We start from the raw sequence: 13,696 nt of genomic DNA, 5'->3' as shown, positions 1-13,696 counted from the left end.
CCGCCGCGGCCGGGTGGGACAGGATGGGCGCGTGAGCCCGCCGACGATCACCGCCGTCCCGCCGGCCGTGGGCGACGGCCTCGGCAGCACCCGCGCCCGGATCGAGCGTGCGGCCCTGGAGCTGTTCACCGCCGAGGGCTTCGAGCAGGTGACCATCGAGGAGATCGCCGCCGCCGCGGGCACCAGCCGGCGCACCTTCTTCCGGCACGTGGGCGGCAAGGCCGACGCCGTGTGGGGCGACTTCGCCGGCCACGTGTCCCGGCTGGCCGCCCTGCTGGACGCCGCCGGCGACGACGTCCCGGTGCTGCCCGCCGTGTTCGGCGCCTACGTCGAGGTCAACGACTACGCCGAGGCCGACCTCCCGGTGCTGCGCCAGCGGATGCGGCTGATCCTCACCGAGCCGGCGCTGCTGGCGCACTCGCAGCTGCGCTACGCCGAGGTCGACGAGGCGGTGGCGCGCTACGTCGCCCGCCGCCGCGGCCAGGACCCCGCCGACCTGCTCCCCCGCCTGGTCGCCACCGCGACCCGCGCGGCGGCCACCACCGCGTTCGAGGTGTGGCTGACCGGCGGCGACGGCTCCCTCGCCGAGGCGCTGCGGACGGCGTTCGCCCAGCTGGCGGAGGGCTTCCCCGACCTGCGCTGAGGGGGGCGTCAGAGCGCGGCGCGCAGACCCTCGAGCAGGCGGTCGACGTCGTCGTCGTCGCTGTAGGGCGCCAGCCCGACCCGCAGGCCACCGGCGTCGCCGAGCCCCAGCCGCCGGGACGCCTCGATCGCGTAGAAGTTCCCCGCCGGGGCGTTCACCCGCCGCTCGGCCAGCGCGCGGGAGACCTCGGCGGCCGGCCGGTCGGCGAAGGTGAGCAGCAGGGTCGGCGTCCGGTGCCGGGCGCGGGACCACAGTGTGACGCCGGGCAGCTCCGCGATCCCCTCCTCGATCCGCTCGCGCAGCCGGTCCTCGTGCGCCTCGACGGCGGCCATCCCGGCGGCCAGCCGGGCGCGCCGGTCGCCCTCGGGGCCGCCCAGGGCGGCGAGGTAGTCGACGGCCGCGGTGGTCCCGGCCAGCAGCTCGTAGGGCAGCGTGCCGAGCTCGAACCGCTCCGGGACGGCGTCGGTCGAGGGGAGGAGCTTGTCCGGGTGCAGCGTCTCCAGCAGCGCCGGCGCGGCGGTGACGCAGCCCAGGTGCGGGCCGAGGAACTTGTACGGCGAGCAGGCGTAGAGGTCGGCGCCCAGCGCGGCGACGTCGACCGGCGCGTGCGCGGTGAGGTGCACGCCGTCGACGTAGGTGAGCGCCCCGGCGTCGTGGGCCAGCGCGGTGAGCGCCGCGACGTCGGGCCGGGTGCCGATGAGGTTCGAGGCGCCGGTGACCGCCACCAGGCGGGTGCGGTCCGACAGCACCGCGCGCAGCGCCCCGGCGGTCAGCTCGCCGGTGTCCGGGTCCAGGTCGGCCCAGCGGACGGTGGCCCCGCGGGCGCCGGCGGCCTGCACCCACGGCCGGACGTTGGCGTCGTGGTCCAGGCGGGTGACGACGACCTCGTCGCCGGGGCTCCAGGAGGCGGCCAGCGTGCGGGAGAGGTCGTAGGTCAGCTGGGTCATCGAGCGGCCGAAGACGACGCCGCCCGGGTCCCCGCCCACCAGGTCCGCGACGGCGGCGCGGGCGGCCAGGACGACGTCGTCGGCGTTGCGCTCGGCCTCGGTCAGCCGGCCGCGGTTGGCGATCGGGGAGCCGAGGGTGGCCGCCACGGCGTGCGCGACCTGGCGCGGCACCTGCGAGCCGCCCGGCCCGTCGAAGTGGGCGGCCCCGGCACGCAGGGCCGGGAAGTGCGCGCGGACGGCGGCGACGTCGTAGGCGGTGCTCGCGGCTGAGGTCACCCCCGCAGCATGCCCGCCACGGCCGCCGTTCCCGCGACGGGACCGGCGATCCCGTCGCTCACGGGCTCGTGGCGCGGCCCCGCACAGGGCGGCTCGCGCCGCCCACCGGCGGGCCGGCGGGGGGCGGTCCACCCGACGCCGCGATGCGGTCCAGCTCCTCGACGTCCGCGGGGCCGAGTGCCACGTCGCCCGCCGCGAGGAGGTCCTCCAGCTCGTCGACCGAGGTGGCGCCCGGGACGACCAGCACGTTCGGGGAGCGGGCCAGCAGCCACGCGATGGCCGCCTGCACGGGGGCCACCCCGAACCGCCGGGCGACGGCGTCCAGGGCCGCCGCCTGCGCCGGGCCCATCTCCCCCACCGGGAAGAACGACGTGTAGGAGACCCCCTCCAGCGCGGTGTAGGCGATCCCGTCCCGGGCCAGGTCGTCGACCAGGGCGTCGTCGGTGCGGTGGATCAGGTTGTAGTGGTTCTGCACGCAGGCCAGCGGCGCGATGCCGCGGGCCTCGGCGACCTGCCGGGTGGTGACGTGGCTGATGCCGAGCTCACGGACCAGCCCCTCCTGCCGCAGCCGGTCCAGCGCCTCGAGCGGCTCCCCGAGCGGGCGCTCCGCGGGTTCGCCGAGGCCCGGCATCCGCAGGTTGGCGACGTGCAGCGCGTCGAGCCCGAGGTGCTCGAGGTCCTCCTCCACCGACCGGCGCAGTTCACCCGGCGTCAGCGCCTCGGCCCAGCCGCCGTCCGGCGTCCGGCGGGCACCGACCCTGGTGGCGATGACCAGGTCCTCGGGGTAGGGGTGCAACGCCTCGCGGATCAGGTCGTTCACCACGTGCGGCCCATAGAGGCCGCTGGTGTCGACGTGGTCGACACCCAGTTCGACGGCCCGGCGCAGGACGGCGAGCGCCCTGCCCCGATCGGCCGGGGGGCCGGTGACCCGTGGCCCGGTGAGCTTCATGCCGCCGAACCCCACGCGGTGCACCGCCCGGCCTCCGAGGAGGACCCGTCCGGCCCTCGTCGTGGTGGTCCTCATGCCCCGCGAAGCTAGGGTCGGCCGGACGCCGGCCGACACGGCCCGAGGGCGCCGCCCGGCGCGTCCGTCACGGGTCGTGGAACGGGATCGGGCGTGTCGTGGACCGCTCCCCACGTGTCACTGGCGTGTCGCCGGCGTGTCACCGCGAGGCCGGCGCACGGGACCGCCGCGTCGGGGCGGTGCGAGACTCCCCGGGTGACCACCTCGCTGACGCACTCGGACTCGGTCGTCGTCGCCGCCTCCCCGGAGGAGGTCTACGACCTGGTCAGCGACGTGACCCGCACCGGCGAGTGGAGCCCGGTCTGCGCCGCCTGCTGGTGGGACGAGGGCGCGACGGGCGCGGTGGGCGACTGGTTCACCGGCCGCAACGTCACCCCCGAGCGCACCTGGGAGAGCCGCAGCCAGGTGGTGGCGGCCGACCGCGGCCGGGAGTTCGCCTGGCTCGTCGGCGGCCGGTTGGTCCGCTGGGGCTACCTCATGGAGCCGGTCGACGGCGGCACCCGGCTGACCGAGACGTGGGAGTTCCTGCCCGCCGGTCAGGAGTTCTTCGCGGAGCGCTACGGCGAGGACGCGCAGCGCCAGATCGAGCAGCGCACCCGCGCCGCGCACGAGGGCATCCCCGCGACGCTGGCCGCCGTCAAGCGGATCGCGGAGCACGCCTGATCCGGTGCACTCCCGCGGGAGTGCACCGGACCGAGCGCGTCAGTCGGGGCAGAGCGACGTCCCGTACCGGCAGGCCACGACGTCGGGCGTGTCCACGGGACGTCCGGCGTCGACGGCGTGCGCCAGCCGGATGAACCCCGCGTGGCTCCAGGACAGCGGCGTCGCGGAGAACGTCGGCTCCCCCGGCACGAACTCCGTCCCCTCCGCCGACGGCGGCTGGTCGTCCCAGACCTGCTCGGCGAGGAAGTAGGAGGCGTCGTCGGCCGAGCGGGCCATCGTGTCCAGCCGCTCCTGGGCACTCGCGGCGGCGTCGCCACCGAGAGCCAGCTCGTACTCCCCCCGCTCACCGGTGAGCAGCGGCCAACCACGGCCGATCGTCTCGCGCGAACCCGGATCCACCGGCTCCCACTGGGTGCCGTCGGCCTTCTCCCCGTACCCGTCGAAGCTCGACCGGTGCCAGAACCGGCCGTTGGCCGTGTCGTAGGCCAGCTGCTCGTCGATCAGCCGCAGGGTGTTCGCCACGACCGGGTCGTCGGCCGGCACGATGCCCAGCCGGACCAGGTCGAGGAAGCTCGGGTCGAGCACCTCCCGCTGGTCGACCAGCGGGCCGCCGTCGGCGATCTGGATCTGCGTGCCGGCGTCGGCGTCCCCGTCGGCGGTGATGCGGAGGTAGTACGGCTCGGGCGACAGCGGGCCGGTGGTCGTCACCGTCCACTCCGCCAGACCGGCCCGCCACTCGTCGGCCGTGGCCAGGTAGGTGTCGGCGCGGGCGTCGTCGCCGTTGGCGCGGGCGATCTCGGCCGCGGTCACCAGGCCGGCGATCTCGGCCGCGATGGTGTTCGGCGACCACCCGGCCAGGTTCTCCCACCGCTCCTGCTCGGTGGCCGGCCCCTCGGCCACCAGGAAGTCCGCCGAGAGCCGCACCCGCTCCCAGTCCTCCGGGCCCGTCCGGCCGAGCTGCCAGGCGAGCACGATCGGCAGGGCGACCTCGTCCATCTGCAGCCCGCCGAAGACCGCCTCGCCGTCGAGGCGCGCGTTCTGCGGGAACGACCCGTCGGGACGCTGCTGCACCGTCCACAGGTGGTCCAGCGCGCGCTCGGCGGCCGCCTCGTCGCCCATCGCGATCAGGGCGGTCGCGTGCTGGTACAGGTCGCGGGACCAGACCTCGTGGTAGACGGGGAAGTGCTGCAGCTCGTTCGCCCAGGCCCACGGCTTGCCCGGGGAGGCGATGAACCCGCCGCGGAAGGTCTTGTCCTCGCTGGCCGCGACGACCATGGCGGACACGTCGTACTCCGTGCGCCACCGCTCGGCGCTGGCCGGCACGGGCGCCAGGCCGTCGAGGTAGTCGTGCCAGCCTGCGGTGTAGGCGGCCAGGGCGTCGTCGAAGCCGCGGTCCAGCGCCCGGTCGGCGGCCTGCGCGGCGTCGTCCTCCGTCGTCCCGAAGCCGAGCGACAGGGTGAGCTGCTGCCCGCCGCCGGTCCCGGTGAGGCCGGTGCGGCCGATCTGCACCACGTTGCCGGGGGTCGGCGCGTCCCACCTGTCGTCGAGGACGAAGTCGTCGCGCAGGTCCGACCAGCCGTCACTGCGCTCGAGGTAGCCGCTGGAGGTGTCGGTGAGGCCGCCCGAGACGGTGACGGCGCTGCTCAGCGCGCCGTCGGTCGCCAGCAGCCGCCCGTCGGCGGAGCGGCCGGTGTCGTCGTTGGCGTTCAGGCCCAGGCCCACGTCGTGGAGCAGGTACACCTGGTACGGCTGACCGTCCAGGGACTCGAAGCGCACGTCGACGAGCACCGCGGACCGGTCGGGGTCGGTGGTGTAGGTCTTGGTGATCCGGTAGCGGCCGCTCTGCGCGGTGTTGACCTGGCGGTAGACCAGGGCCCGCGGGTCGACCAGCTCGACGACGGAGTCGGTGGCCTCGTCCTCCCGCTCGGCGAAGGTGGCGCCGTCGGTGACGACGAACTGGGTGTCCCGGGAGCTCGGCGTGTCGATCCGCGGGGCGTAGACCTCGCTGAGCGTGCCGTCGTTCAGCGTGTACCAGACCGTGCTGTCGAGGGCGCCGATCGCCGTCCCGAAGCCGTCCTTGTCCCCCGGCGACCAGGTCGCCGCCTCCCCGGGGTACCCGGGCGCCGCATCCGCCGCCTGCGCCGACGCGGGGACGACCACACCCAGCGCCAGGACGCCGGCGACCACTGCGCCGCTGACCACCGGCCGCCTCCCGGACCCCCTCGGCCGTGTCGCTCCGCGGGGGCGCCTGCGGCGCGGCGGGGTGTGGGGCAGGTCGTACGGGCTCACGGGCTGTCCTCCGTCCCGGACCCGGCCGGTGGAGCGCCGCCTGCGTGGTGCCGCGGCCGGCCGGGCACGACCGGCCCCCGTCCGGCCGTCGTCGTGTGTGCACCACACCGTAGGAGAGCCGGGTGGCCACGACCACCGGCCGGACCGCGTGCACTCCCGCGGAGACGCCCGGGGCGTCTCCGCGGGAGTGCACGGCCGGCTCAGCGGCCGAGGATCCCGCCGATCGCGCCGCCGAGGCCGCCGCCCTGGCCGCCACCGCCGCTGATCATCTTGATCAGGTCGCCCGGGTCCAGCCCGAGCTTCTGCAGGATCCCGGCGTGCTGGTCGGTGTCGACCTGGCCGGGCAGGTCCTGGTCGGCCTGCTGCGCCTTGGCGTCGTCGCCCTGGGAGCGCAGCAGCTGGAGGATCTGGTCCTTGTCGATCTGCATGACGCCCCGCTACCCACTCAGCCCGCGGCTCGCACCACCCGGTCGGGCCGGACGACGGCGAAGCGGGCCCGTCCCGCCCGCAGCCACGCGGTGAGCACGCCGTCGACGTCGTCGAGCTCGGCACGCCGGCCGGCCGCGGTGACCGCCACGCGCCCCGGCGCCGCCAGCGCCACGACCGCGGTGCCGGCGCCCAGGACGTCGTCGAGCCGGCACTCCCGCCCGCCGGCGCGGACGCGCGCCCGCGGCACGAGGGTCCCGGCCAGCCGCCGACCGGCCGGGCCGCGCCGCTCGACCAGCGGCCCGGCGCGCAGCGCGGGCGTGCGGCTGTCGGTGGCGTAGGCGGCCAGCGCCGGCACGCCCGCGACCGCGGCGAGCACCGCCCGCCGCACCGGCACCGCGCCCGCTCCCCCGCCCGTCATCAGCCGCCCGACCACCGCCGCGAGCCGGACCAGCGCCCGGGCGTGCGGCTCCCGCTCGGCGCGGTGGGTGTCGAGCAGCTCCTCGCCCGCGGCGCCGGTGACGACGGCGGCCGCCTTCCAGGACAGCTGGTGCACGTCGCGCAGGCCGAGCCCCAGGCCCTGGCCGACGAACGGCGGGGTGAGGTGGGCGGCGTCCCCGGCCAGCAGCACGCGGCCGCGCCGCCAGCGGTCGGCCACCTGCGCCCGGTAGACGTACTCGGCCGCGCGGACAACCTCGGCGTCCTGCGCCCCGAACGGCGCGAGCAGGGCGGGCAGCGCGGCGCCGGTGAGGTCCGCGGCCGTCTCGCCGGGCCGCAGCCGCGCCTCGAAGCGGTAGCGGTCCCCGCTGACCGGCATGAACGTCGCCGCGCGGTCCGGGTCGCACACCTGGTGCACGCCCGGCCACACCGGCAGCGGCACCCGCGCGCGCAGGTCCACGACCAGCCAACGGTCGGGCCGGCCGAGGTCGACCATCCGCGCGCCCACCAGGCCCCGGACGGTGCTGTTCGCCCCGTCGCACCCGAGCACGGCCGAGGCGACGACGTCGCGACGCCGCCCCGTGGCCCGCTCCAGCACGGCCACTGTGACGGAGCGGTCCGCCTCCGCGAGCCCGACGACCTCCTCGCCGCCGCGCAGCTCGATGCCCGGGGTGTCGCGCACCGCGGCGCGCAACAGCCGCTCCAGGTCGGGCTGGTGGAACATCGACGCCTGGGGCCAGCCGTGCCGCCCGGCGTCCCCGGCGCGGCGGAACTCGGCGAGCGTGCGGTGCCGCGCGTCGAGCAGCCGCAGCCCCGCCATCGGCCGGCTGACCTCCAGGAACGCCTCGACGACGCCGGCGTCGGCCAGCACCCGCAGCGCCTCGTCGTCGAGGTGCACCGCGCGCGGCAGCCCGTACGGGCGGGGCTGGCGGTCGAGCAGCAGGACGGGCAGGCCGCGCCGGGCGAGCAGCAGCGCGGCGGTCGTGCCCACCGGCCCGGCGCCGACCACCACGACAGGCGGGATGACCGGCTGCGACGACACGCCGCCCAGTGTCGCCGACCGCGCCGGGTCTGGGCTGGCACAGTGGCCCGGCGATGGCCCCGACAGACGCCCCCGCGCCGCCGGCCGCGCGGCGCCGGTCCGGCCGGACGCGCGGGGACCGCCGGCGCACCCTGGTCGGCGGGCTGGGGCAGACGCTGGTCACCGCCGGCGTCGTGCTGCTGCTGTTCGTGGTCTACGAGCTGTGGGTGACCGACCTGTTCTCCGCGCGCGACCAGGACCGGCTCTCCGACCGGCTGCGGACGGAGTGGTCCGCCGAGCCGCCCGCCTCCGGGGTGCCCACCGTCCCCGCGCAGGTCCCGGTGGGCGAGCCGTTCGCGGTGCTGCACGTCCCCCGGCTGGGCGCGGACTGGTCGCGCGTCGTCCTCGAGGGGACCAGCGAGGACCAGCTGGCCCAGGGGCCCGGCCACTACGCCGGGACGGCGATGCCCGGGGCGCCCGGCAACGTCGCGCTCGCCGGGCACCGGGTGGGCCGGGGCTCGCCGTTCCTCGACCTGGACCGGCTGCGGCCGGGCGACCCGGTCGTCGTCGAGGTGGCCGACGGGTGGTTCACCTACCGCGTGCTCGGCGACGCCTCCGGGGACCTGACGGCGCAGGACCCCAACGGCGTCCCCGGACAGCGGATCGTGACGCCGGCCGACGTCGACGTCATCGCCCCGGTCCCCGGGGGCGCCGCCGACGCCGCGCCCGCCGGGTCCTACCTGACGATCACCACCTGCCACCCGCGGTACTCGGCGCGGCAGCGGCTGGTCGTGCACGCCGTCCTCGACGGCCCGGGCGTGACCCGGGCGGACGCACCCGACGGGCCGCCGGCCCTGACCGAGGGCTGAGGAGGACCCGCGTGTACCGCTGGATCTGGCGGCACCTGCCCGGGGGGACGGCGACCCGATCCGGGCTGTCCCTGCTGCTCACGCTCGCCGCGGCGGCGCTGCTGCTGTTCGTCGTCTTCCCCTGGGTGGAGCCGCACCTGCCGTTCACCGCGGTGACCGTCGACCCGGGCCGCTGAGCGGGACGTTGCAGTCCGTTGCGGCCCCTTGACGGCACCCGGTGCCGCGGTGAGTCTGTGGCCCGGCGCACACTCCAGCGGGGTGCGCCCACCAGGCTGCCCGCCGACGACGGCGGGCCGGACCGAGAGGACACCGGGTGAAGACCAAGGGCGCGATCCTGTGGGGCGTCGGCGAGGAGTGGTCGATCGAGGAGATCGAGCTGGGTGACCCGAAGGAGGGCGAGGTCCAGGTCCAGCTGGCCGCCTCCGGGCTGTGCCACAGCGACGAGCACCTCGTCACCGGCGGCACCCCGGTCGCGTTCTACCCGGTCATCGGCGGGCACGAGGGCTCCGGCGTCGTCACCAAGGTCGGCCCCGGTGTGACGGGCCTGCAGGAGGGCGACCACGTCGTCACGGCCTTCATCCCCGCCTGCGGCCAGTGCCCGCCGTGTTCCAAGGGCATGCAGAACCTCTGCGACCTCGGCGCCAACCTGCTGGCCGGCACCTCGATCTCCGACGGCAGCTACCGCATCCAGGCGCGCGGCCAGGACGTCATCCCGATGTGCCTGCTCGGCACGTTCTCGCCGTACATCACCGTGCACCAGGCGTCGGTCGTGAAGATCGAGCCCGACATCCCGCTGGAGATCGCCGCGCTGGTCGGCTGCGGTGTCACCACCGGCTGGGGCTCGGCCACCAGGGTCGCGGACGTGCGGCCGGGCGAGAACGTCGTCGTCATGGGCGCCGGCGGCGTCGGCATGAACGCCGTCCAGGGCGCGGCGGCGGCCGGCGCGAAGCGGGTCATGGTCATCGAGCCGGTGGCGAAGAAGCGCGAGTGGGCGATGGACCTCGGCGCCACGCACGTGTTCGAGTCGGCCGAGGAGGCCACCGAGAAGGTCAACGAGCTGACCTGGGGCCGGATGGCGGACAAGACGATCATCACGGTCGGCGACATCCAGGGCGAGGACATCCAGACCGCGCTCAGCCTCACCGGCAAGGGCGGCCGCGCCGTCGTCACCGGCATGGGCAACGCCGCGAATACCGACGTCAAGCTCAGCCTGTTCGAGCTCACCCTGCTGCAGAAGGACCTGCAGGGCGCCATCTTCGGCGGCCTGGCCCCGCGGGCGGCGATCCCCGAGCTGCTCAGCCTCTACCAGGAGGGCCAGCTCAAGCTCGACGAGCTGGCCACCACGAAGTACAAGCTCGAGGACATCAACCAGGGCTACCAGGACATGCGCGATGGCAAGAACATCCGCGGGATGGTCGTCTACGGCGACTCCGACCGCTGATCCGGTCCCCGTGCCCGCCGGCGTCCGCGGCGGGCACGGGGAGCGCCGCCGCGGCCCGGCCCGCACACCCGTCTGGTGGCCGTCGTCCGCGCTCGGGGGCCGGGCCCCGTCCCGCAGGTCCCGGTGGTCGTCGTCTGCGGGCACGCGACACGGGCGGACACGCCGGGCGACCGTGCGCGCATCCGGTGGTCGACCGGCGCGCGGCCGCGCTCAGCCCAGCAGGCGGGTGAGGGCGGGGCCGAGGTCGCGGACGGTGCGCACCATCTGCGCCGTCCCCGCACCCCGCGCGGCCAGCGAGCGCGCCGCCGTCTCCGCCTCGGGGGTGGGCAGCGGGCAGAGCACGTGCAGCCGGTCGATGCCCGCGAGCGCGGTCTCGGGCGGGTCGCCGGTGGTGTGCAGGCAGTCCGACAGCAGCACGACCACGCGCTCGTCGGCGACCTCGGCAGCCAGCTGCAGCCGGGCCGCCCGCAGCGCGCCGGCGACGTCGGTCATCCCGTGCCCGCGCAGGCCCAGCAGGTGGGTGACGACGTCCTCCGCCGCCCGCCGCTGCCCCTGGCGCTGCACGACGTCGACGTCCCGGCCGAAGGTGATGAGGCTGGTCCGCAGCCGCTCGTCGCCGGTCAGCACGACGCCGGCCGCCGCCACCGCCGCGATCGCCACGCCGAGCCCGGTCATCGAGCCGGACGTGTCGACGGCGAGGCACACCGCGCGCCGGTGCCCGGTCCACCGCCGCGTGACCAGGTCGCCGGGCTGCAGCGGCGTCCCGACGTCCCAGCGGTCGAGCGTGCGGTCGAGGTCCAGGTCGCCGTCGCCGTGCCGGTCGGGCACCAGCCGCCGGGTGCCGGGCGCGCGGGAGCGCCCCACCCGGCCGACCTGCACGAACACGCGGCCGGCCAGGCGCCGGGCGGCGGCGCGCAGCTCGCGGTCGGTGGCCGCGGCCAGGTCGGTGAGCAGCGCGGCCGCGGCGTCGGCGTCCTGGGCCATCAGCTCGGCGAAGGCCTCCTCGTCGAGCTCGCCGACCTCCGGGCTGACCTCCTCGAACGCGTCGTGGCGGGCGGCCATCTCGCGGCGGCTGGTCTGCCGGCGGGCGCCCCCGCCGCGGCGGTCGCGGCGCGGGGAGGACGAGGGGTCAGCGCCCGCCGGGGACTCCGGCGGGCCTCCGGCTTTTCCCTCGCCACCCCCCTCGGCGGGAGCGGAGGGCTCCTCCTCGTCCGGCGGTGGGGGCCCGTCCGGCGGCCAGACTCCGTCGAGGATCTCGTCGACGACCGCCTCGGGGGTGCGCTCGACGCCCTCGGCGACCCGGATGCGGCCCGACAGGGCGGCGTGCGCGGCGTCGCGGGTGGTCTCGCGAGCGCCGTCGGCCCCCAGCCCGGACTGCCCGCGCACGTCCAGCAGCCCGCCGAGTAGCAGCACCAGGTCCGTGGCGCCGCGCACCGACGAGCCCATCCGGACGTCGCGGTGCACCCGCGAGGCCCGTACCAGCCGGACGGCGAGCCCGATCAGCGACGGCGGCGCGCCCGTCACCGCGGCGACGATGGCCCGCTCCGCGGCGGCGTCCTGGTAGCCGAGGACGACGCGGCACATGCGGTCGGCGATCGCCTGCCCGACGCGGGCGGTGCCGATGGCGTCGAACGGGTTCATCGCCGCGATCAGCCGGAAGCCGGCGGCCGCCCGCACGTGGCCGAGCCGCGGCACGGTGATCTCGCCCTCGGTGAGCACCGTGATGAGGACGTTGAGCGTCTCCTCGGGGATCCGGTTGAGCTCCTCGAGGTACAGCAGCCCCGAGCCGCGCATGGCCGTCAGCAGCGGCCCGTCGGTGAAGCTGCCGGGCACGTACCCCTCGGCCAGGACGGCGGCCGGGTCGTACTGGCCGATCAGCCGGGCCGGCGTCAGCTCGGCGTTGCCCTCGACGAACACGACCTCCTGGCCGGCCTCGGCGGCGACGGCCCGCAGCAGCGTCGACTTGCCGGTGCCCGGCGGGCCCTCGAGGACGACGTGCCGGTTGGTGCGCAGCGCGACGGTGAGCACCTCGCGCTCGCGGCGCAGCCCGATGACCGGGTGCGGCACGGTCGGCGTCACGCGGCTCCCCTCTGAGCACGGCGGTGGCTGTGAGGCAGGTTACGGACGGGGCCGCGGCAGCACGCGGCGGGCCTCCCCGGCGCGGGCCGGGTCGAGCGGGACGGCGCTGGTGAGGACGGCGGGACCGAGCCGCAGGACGCCGTCGGTCAGCGGGGCGCAGCGGACCCCGCCGCGGCCGCGCATCCCCCGGTGCGCGCCGGGCGCGAGCACGGTGTCCAGCCAGGCGCACGGGTTGGCCGGCCGCCCGCCGCGCAGGACGACGACACCCTCCCCGCAGTCGAGGGCGAACACCGCGCCGCGCAGGGCCTCCACCTCGGCGCCGCGCAGGACGACGTTGCGCCGGGCGAGCAGCGGGTCCAGCGGGCCGGCGCCGAGCTCGGCGGCCAGCGCCTCGACCGACTCGGCGGCGAGCACGGTGACGGCGGCGTCGCGGTGCGCGGGCCGGCCGGCGTAGCGGTCGCCGACGATGCCGTGCCCGGCGCGCACCTCCACCCGCTCGACCCGGTCGCCGTCCTGCGGCGGGACGACGCCGCCGGGCCGCCCGTCGTACCGGTGCACCGGCGAGAGGAGCAGCCCCACCACCTCGACGTCGTAGGCGTACGGGCGGTCGGCGTCCAGCGGGTCGACGTTCAGCGGTCGACCAGCCCGTACTCCCGGGCCTCCTCCGCCGACAGCAGCCGGCCGGCGCGCATGTCGGCGGCGACCTGCTCGACGTCGCGACCGGTGGCCCCGGCCAGCCGCTCCTGCAGCCGGCGCAGCCGCCGGGCGTGCTCGGCGGCGAGGGCCTCGACGTCCCGGCCGAGGCCGCTGCCCGGCGCCCGCGGCCCGGTCAGCTGGAACAGGGCGTGGGTCCCGGCGGTGCGCCGGTCGGCCACCGCGAGCACGGCGACCGCGGCGCCGGTGATCGTGCCGAGGCAGGTGACGTGCACCGGCGCGCCCATGAGGTCGATCGCGTCGACGAGGACCAGGGCGGCGTCCAGGTCGGCGCTCACACCCGACAGCCGCAGCTGCACCGGGCCGTCGCCGTCGGCGTCGAGCAGCGCCAGCTCGGCGACCGCCCGGTTGACCGCGTCGGCGTCGAGCTCGCCGGACAGCGTCACCATGCGGTGCTCGACCAGCCGCTCGGCCAGCCAGTCGGGCGAGCCGACGACGACGGACATCGTCGTCGCGCCCTGCCCGGGGACGGCGGGCGGCCGGGGCGGCGGCTGCCACGGACTGCGCGGGGAGTCGGGCGGCGGCAGCGGGAACGGGGGCTCCGGCGGGAGGGGTGGCCAGGGGCCTGGGGGACGGGTCACGGGAACTCCTCGGACGTGCGGACCTGCCAGTCGACGGTGCGGCCCAGGGCGGCCGCGTAGCGCTCCAGCGTCGACAGCCGCGCGTCCAGCTCCCCGCTCTCCAGGCGGGCGACGGCGGACTGCGACGTCCCCATGCGCGCCGCGACCTGCGTCTGGCTCAGCTCGCTCTCCCGGCGCAGCCGGACCAGCTCCTCGATCAGCCCGCGCCGGCGCTCACCCCGGTCCGCCAGGCCGGGGAAGCGGCTGCGGCGCGGCGGCGGCATACCAGGAACGGTATACCTCTTC

General features: G+C 76.8%; 14 protein-coding genes. 5 read left to right on the top strand and 9 right to left on the bottom strand.

Features of this window, described 5'->3' with window-relative positions:
- Positions 1 to 31 precede the first annotated feature (31 nt).
- Positions 32 to 643 carry a mycofactocin system transcriptional regulator gene (gene mftR / locus ACI8AB_RS11625; protein ID WP_456950260.1) on the top strand — a complete coding sequence of 204 codons (612 nt, stop codon included), beginning with the start codon at positions 32 to 34 and terminating at the stop codon, positions 641 to 643.
- Positions 644 to 651: 8 nt separating this feature from the next.
- On the opposite strand, the gene ACI8AB_RS11620 is transcribed toward mftR, so the two are convergent.
- Positions 652 to 1,866 (bottom strand): cysteine desulfurase-like protein, encoded by a 1,215-nt coding sequence (locus tag ACI8AB_RS11620; RefSeq protein ID WP_456950259.1) that lies wholly within the window; start codon positions 1,864 to 1,866, stop codon positions 652 to 654.
- Between the two features lie 58 nt (positions 1,867 to 1,924).
- Complete coding sequence (locus ACI8AB_RS11615) at positions 1,925 to 2,890, bottom strand: oxidoreductase (RefSeq protein ID WP_456950258.1); 966 nt, start codon at positions 2,888 to 2,890, stop codon at positions 1,925 to 1,927.
- A 195-nt stretch (positions 2,891 to 3,085) separates the two neighbouring features.
- Between ACI8AB_RS11615 and ACI8AB_RS11610 the strand changes: the two genes are divergently transcribed.
- On the top strand, positions 3,086 to 3,553 hold the full coding sequence (locus tag ACI8AB_RS11610; protein ID WP_456902898.1) for an SRPBCC family protein: 468 nt from the start codon (positions 3,086 to 3,088) through the stop codon (positions 3,551 to 3,553).
- Positions 3,554 to 3,592: 39 nt separating this feature from the next.
- Here the strand turns inward: ACI8AB_RS11610 and ACI8AB_RS11605 are convergent, their stop codons facing one another.
- The 3 genes from ACI8AB_RS11605 to ACI8AB_RS11595 form a co-directional block, all read right to left on the bottom strand.
- Positions 3,593 to 5,755, bottom strand: coding sequence for a glycoside hydrolase family 15 protein (locus ACI8AB_RS11605; protein WP_456950257.1), 2,163 nt, complete (start codon positions 5,753 to 5,755; stop codon positions 3,593 to 3,595).
- Positions 5,756 to 6,042: 287 nt separating this feature from the next.
- Positions 6,043 to 6,270, bottom strand: a complete 228-nt coding sequence (locus ACI8AB_RS11600) for a hypothetical protein (RefSeq protein WP_387991665.1) — start codon at positions 6,268 to 6,270, stop codon at positions 6,043 to 6,045.
- A 17-nt stretch (positions 6,271 to 6,287) separates the two neighbouring features.
- Positions 6,288 to 7,748, bottom strand: a complete 1,461-nt coding sequence (locus ACI8AB_RS11595; protein WP_456950256.1) for a bifunctional 3-(3-hydroxy-phenyl)propionate/3-hydroxycinnamic acid hydroxylase — start codon at positions 7,746 to 7,748, stop codon at positions 6,288 to 6,290.
- Positions 7,749 to 7,801: 53 nt separating this feature from the next.
- Between ACI8AB_RS11595 and ACI8AB_RS11590 the strand changes: the two genes are divergently transcribed.
- The 3 genes from ACI8AB_RS11590 (at position 7,802) to ACI8AB_RS11580 (ending at position 10,037) form a co-directional block, all read left to right on the top strand.
- Complete coding sequence (locus ACI8AB_RS11590) at positions 7,802 to 8,596, top strand: class E sortase (RefSeq protein ID WP_456950255.1); 795 nt, start codon at positions 7,802 to 7,804, stop codon at positions 8,594 to 8,596.
- 11 nt (positions 8,597 to 8,607) lie between these two features.
- Positions 8,608 to 8,772: a hypothetical protein gene (locus ACI8AB_RS11585; protein WP_456950254.1), complete on the top strand. Its 165-nt coding sequence runs from the start codon at positions 8,608 to 8,610 to the stop codon at positions 8,770 to 8,772.
- A 137-nt stretch (positions 8,773 to 8,909) separates the two neighbouring features.
- A complete protein-coding gene (locus ACI8AB_RS11580) occupies positions 8,910 to 10,037 on the top strand; it encodes an NDMA-dependent alcohol dehydrogenase (protein WP_456950253.1) in 1,128 nt (375 codons plus the stop codon).
- 210 nt (positions 10,038 to 10,247) lie between these two features.
- On the opposite strand, the gene ACI8AB_RS11575 is transcribed toward ACI8AB_RS11580, so the two are convergent.
- From ACI8AB_RS11575 to ACI8AB_RS11560, 4 genes are read right to left on the bottom strand one after another with little or no spacing between them, the layout of a single operon-like run.
- Positions 10,248 to 12,116, bottom strand: coding sequence for an AAA family ATPase (locus ACI8AB_RS11575; protein WP_456950252.1), 1,869 nt, complete (start codon positions 12,114 to 12,116; stop codon positions 10,248 to 10,250).
- A gap of 39 nt (positions 12,117 to 12,155) precedes the next feature.
- Positions 12,156 to 12,698: an MOSC domain-containing protein gene (locus ACI8AB_RS11570; RefSeq protein WP_456950251.1), complete on the bottom strand. Its 543-nt coding sequence runs from the start codon at positions 12,696 to 12,698 to the stop codon at positions 12,156 to 12,158.
- A gap of 47 nt (positions 12,699 to 12,745) precedes the next feature.
- Positions 12,746 to 13,411, bottom strand: a complete 666-nt coding sequence (locus ACI8AB_RS11565; RefSeq protein WP_456950250.1) for an ATP-dependent Clp protease proteolytic subunit — start codon at positions 13,409 to 13,411, stop codon at positions 12,746 to 12,748.
- Positions 13,408 to 13,674 (bottom strand): helix-turn-helix domain-containing protein, encoded by a 267-nt coding sequence (locus ACI8AB_RS11560; protein WP_456950249.1) that lies wholly within the window; start codon positions 13,672 to 13,674, stop codon positions 13,408 to 13,410. The genes ACI8AB_RS11565 and ACI8AB_RS11560 overlap by 4 nt, the downstream gene beginning before the upstream one ends.
- Positions 13,675 to 13,696 lie beyond the last annotated feature (22 nt).

The organism is Geodermatophilus sp. SYSU D00698, from assembly GCF_054050335.1.
This window is presented reverse-complemented; position numbering and strand designations above follow the sequence as displayed.

What these genes read in the sequence shown, in the direction of transcription:
- ACI8AB_RS11615 (WP_456950258.1), bottom strand. Translation starts at nt 2,890, where the DNA reads ATGAGGACCACCACGACGAGGGCCGGACGGGTCCTCCTCGGAGGCCGG.
- ACI8AB_RS11600 (WP_387991665.1), bottom strand. Translation starts at nt 6,270, where the DNA reads ATGCAGATCGACAAGGACCAGATCCTCCAGCTGCTGCGCTCCCAGGGC.
- ACI8AB_RS11590 (WP_456950255.1), top strand. Translation starts at nt 7,802, where the DNA reads ATGGCCCCGACAGACGCCCCCGCGCCGCCGGCCGCGCGGCGCCGGTCC.
- ACI8AB_RS11560 (WP_456950249.1), bottom strand. Translation starts at nt 13,674, where the DNA reads ATGCCGCCGCCGCGCCGCAGCCGCTTCCCCGGCCTGGCGGACCGGGGT.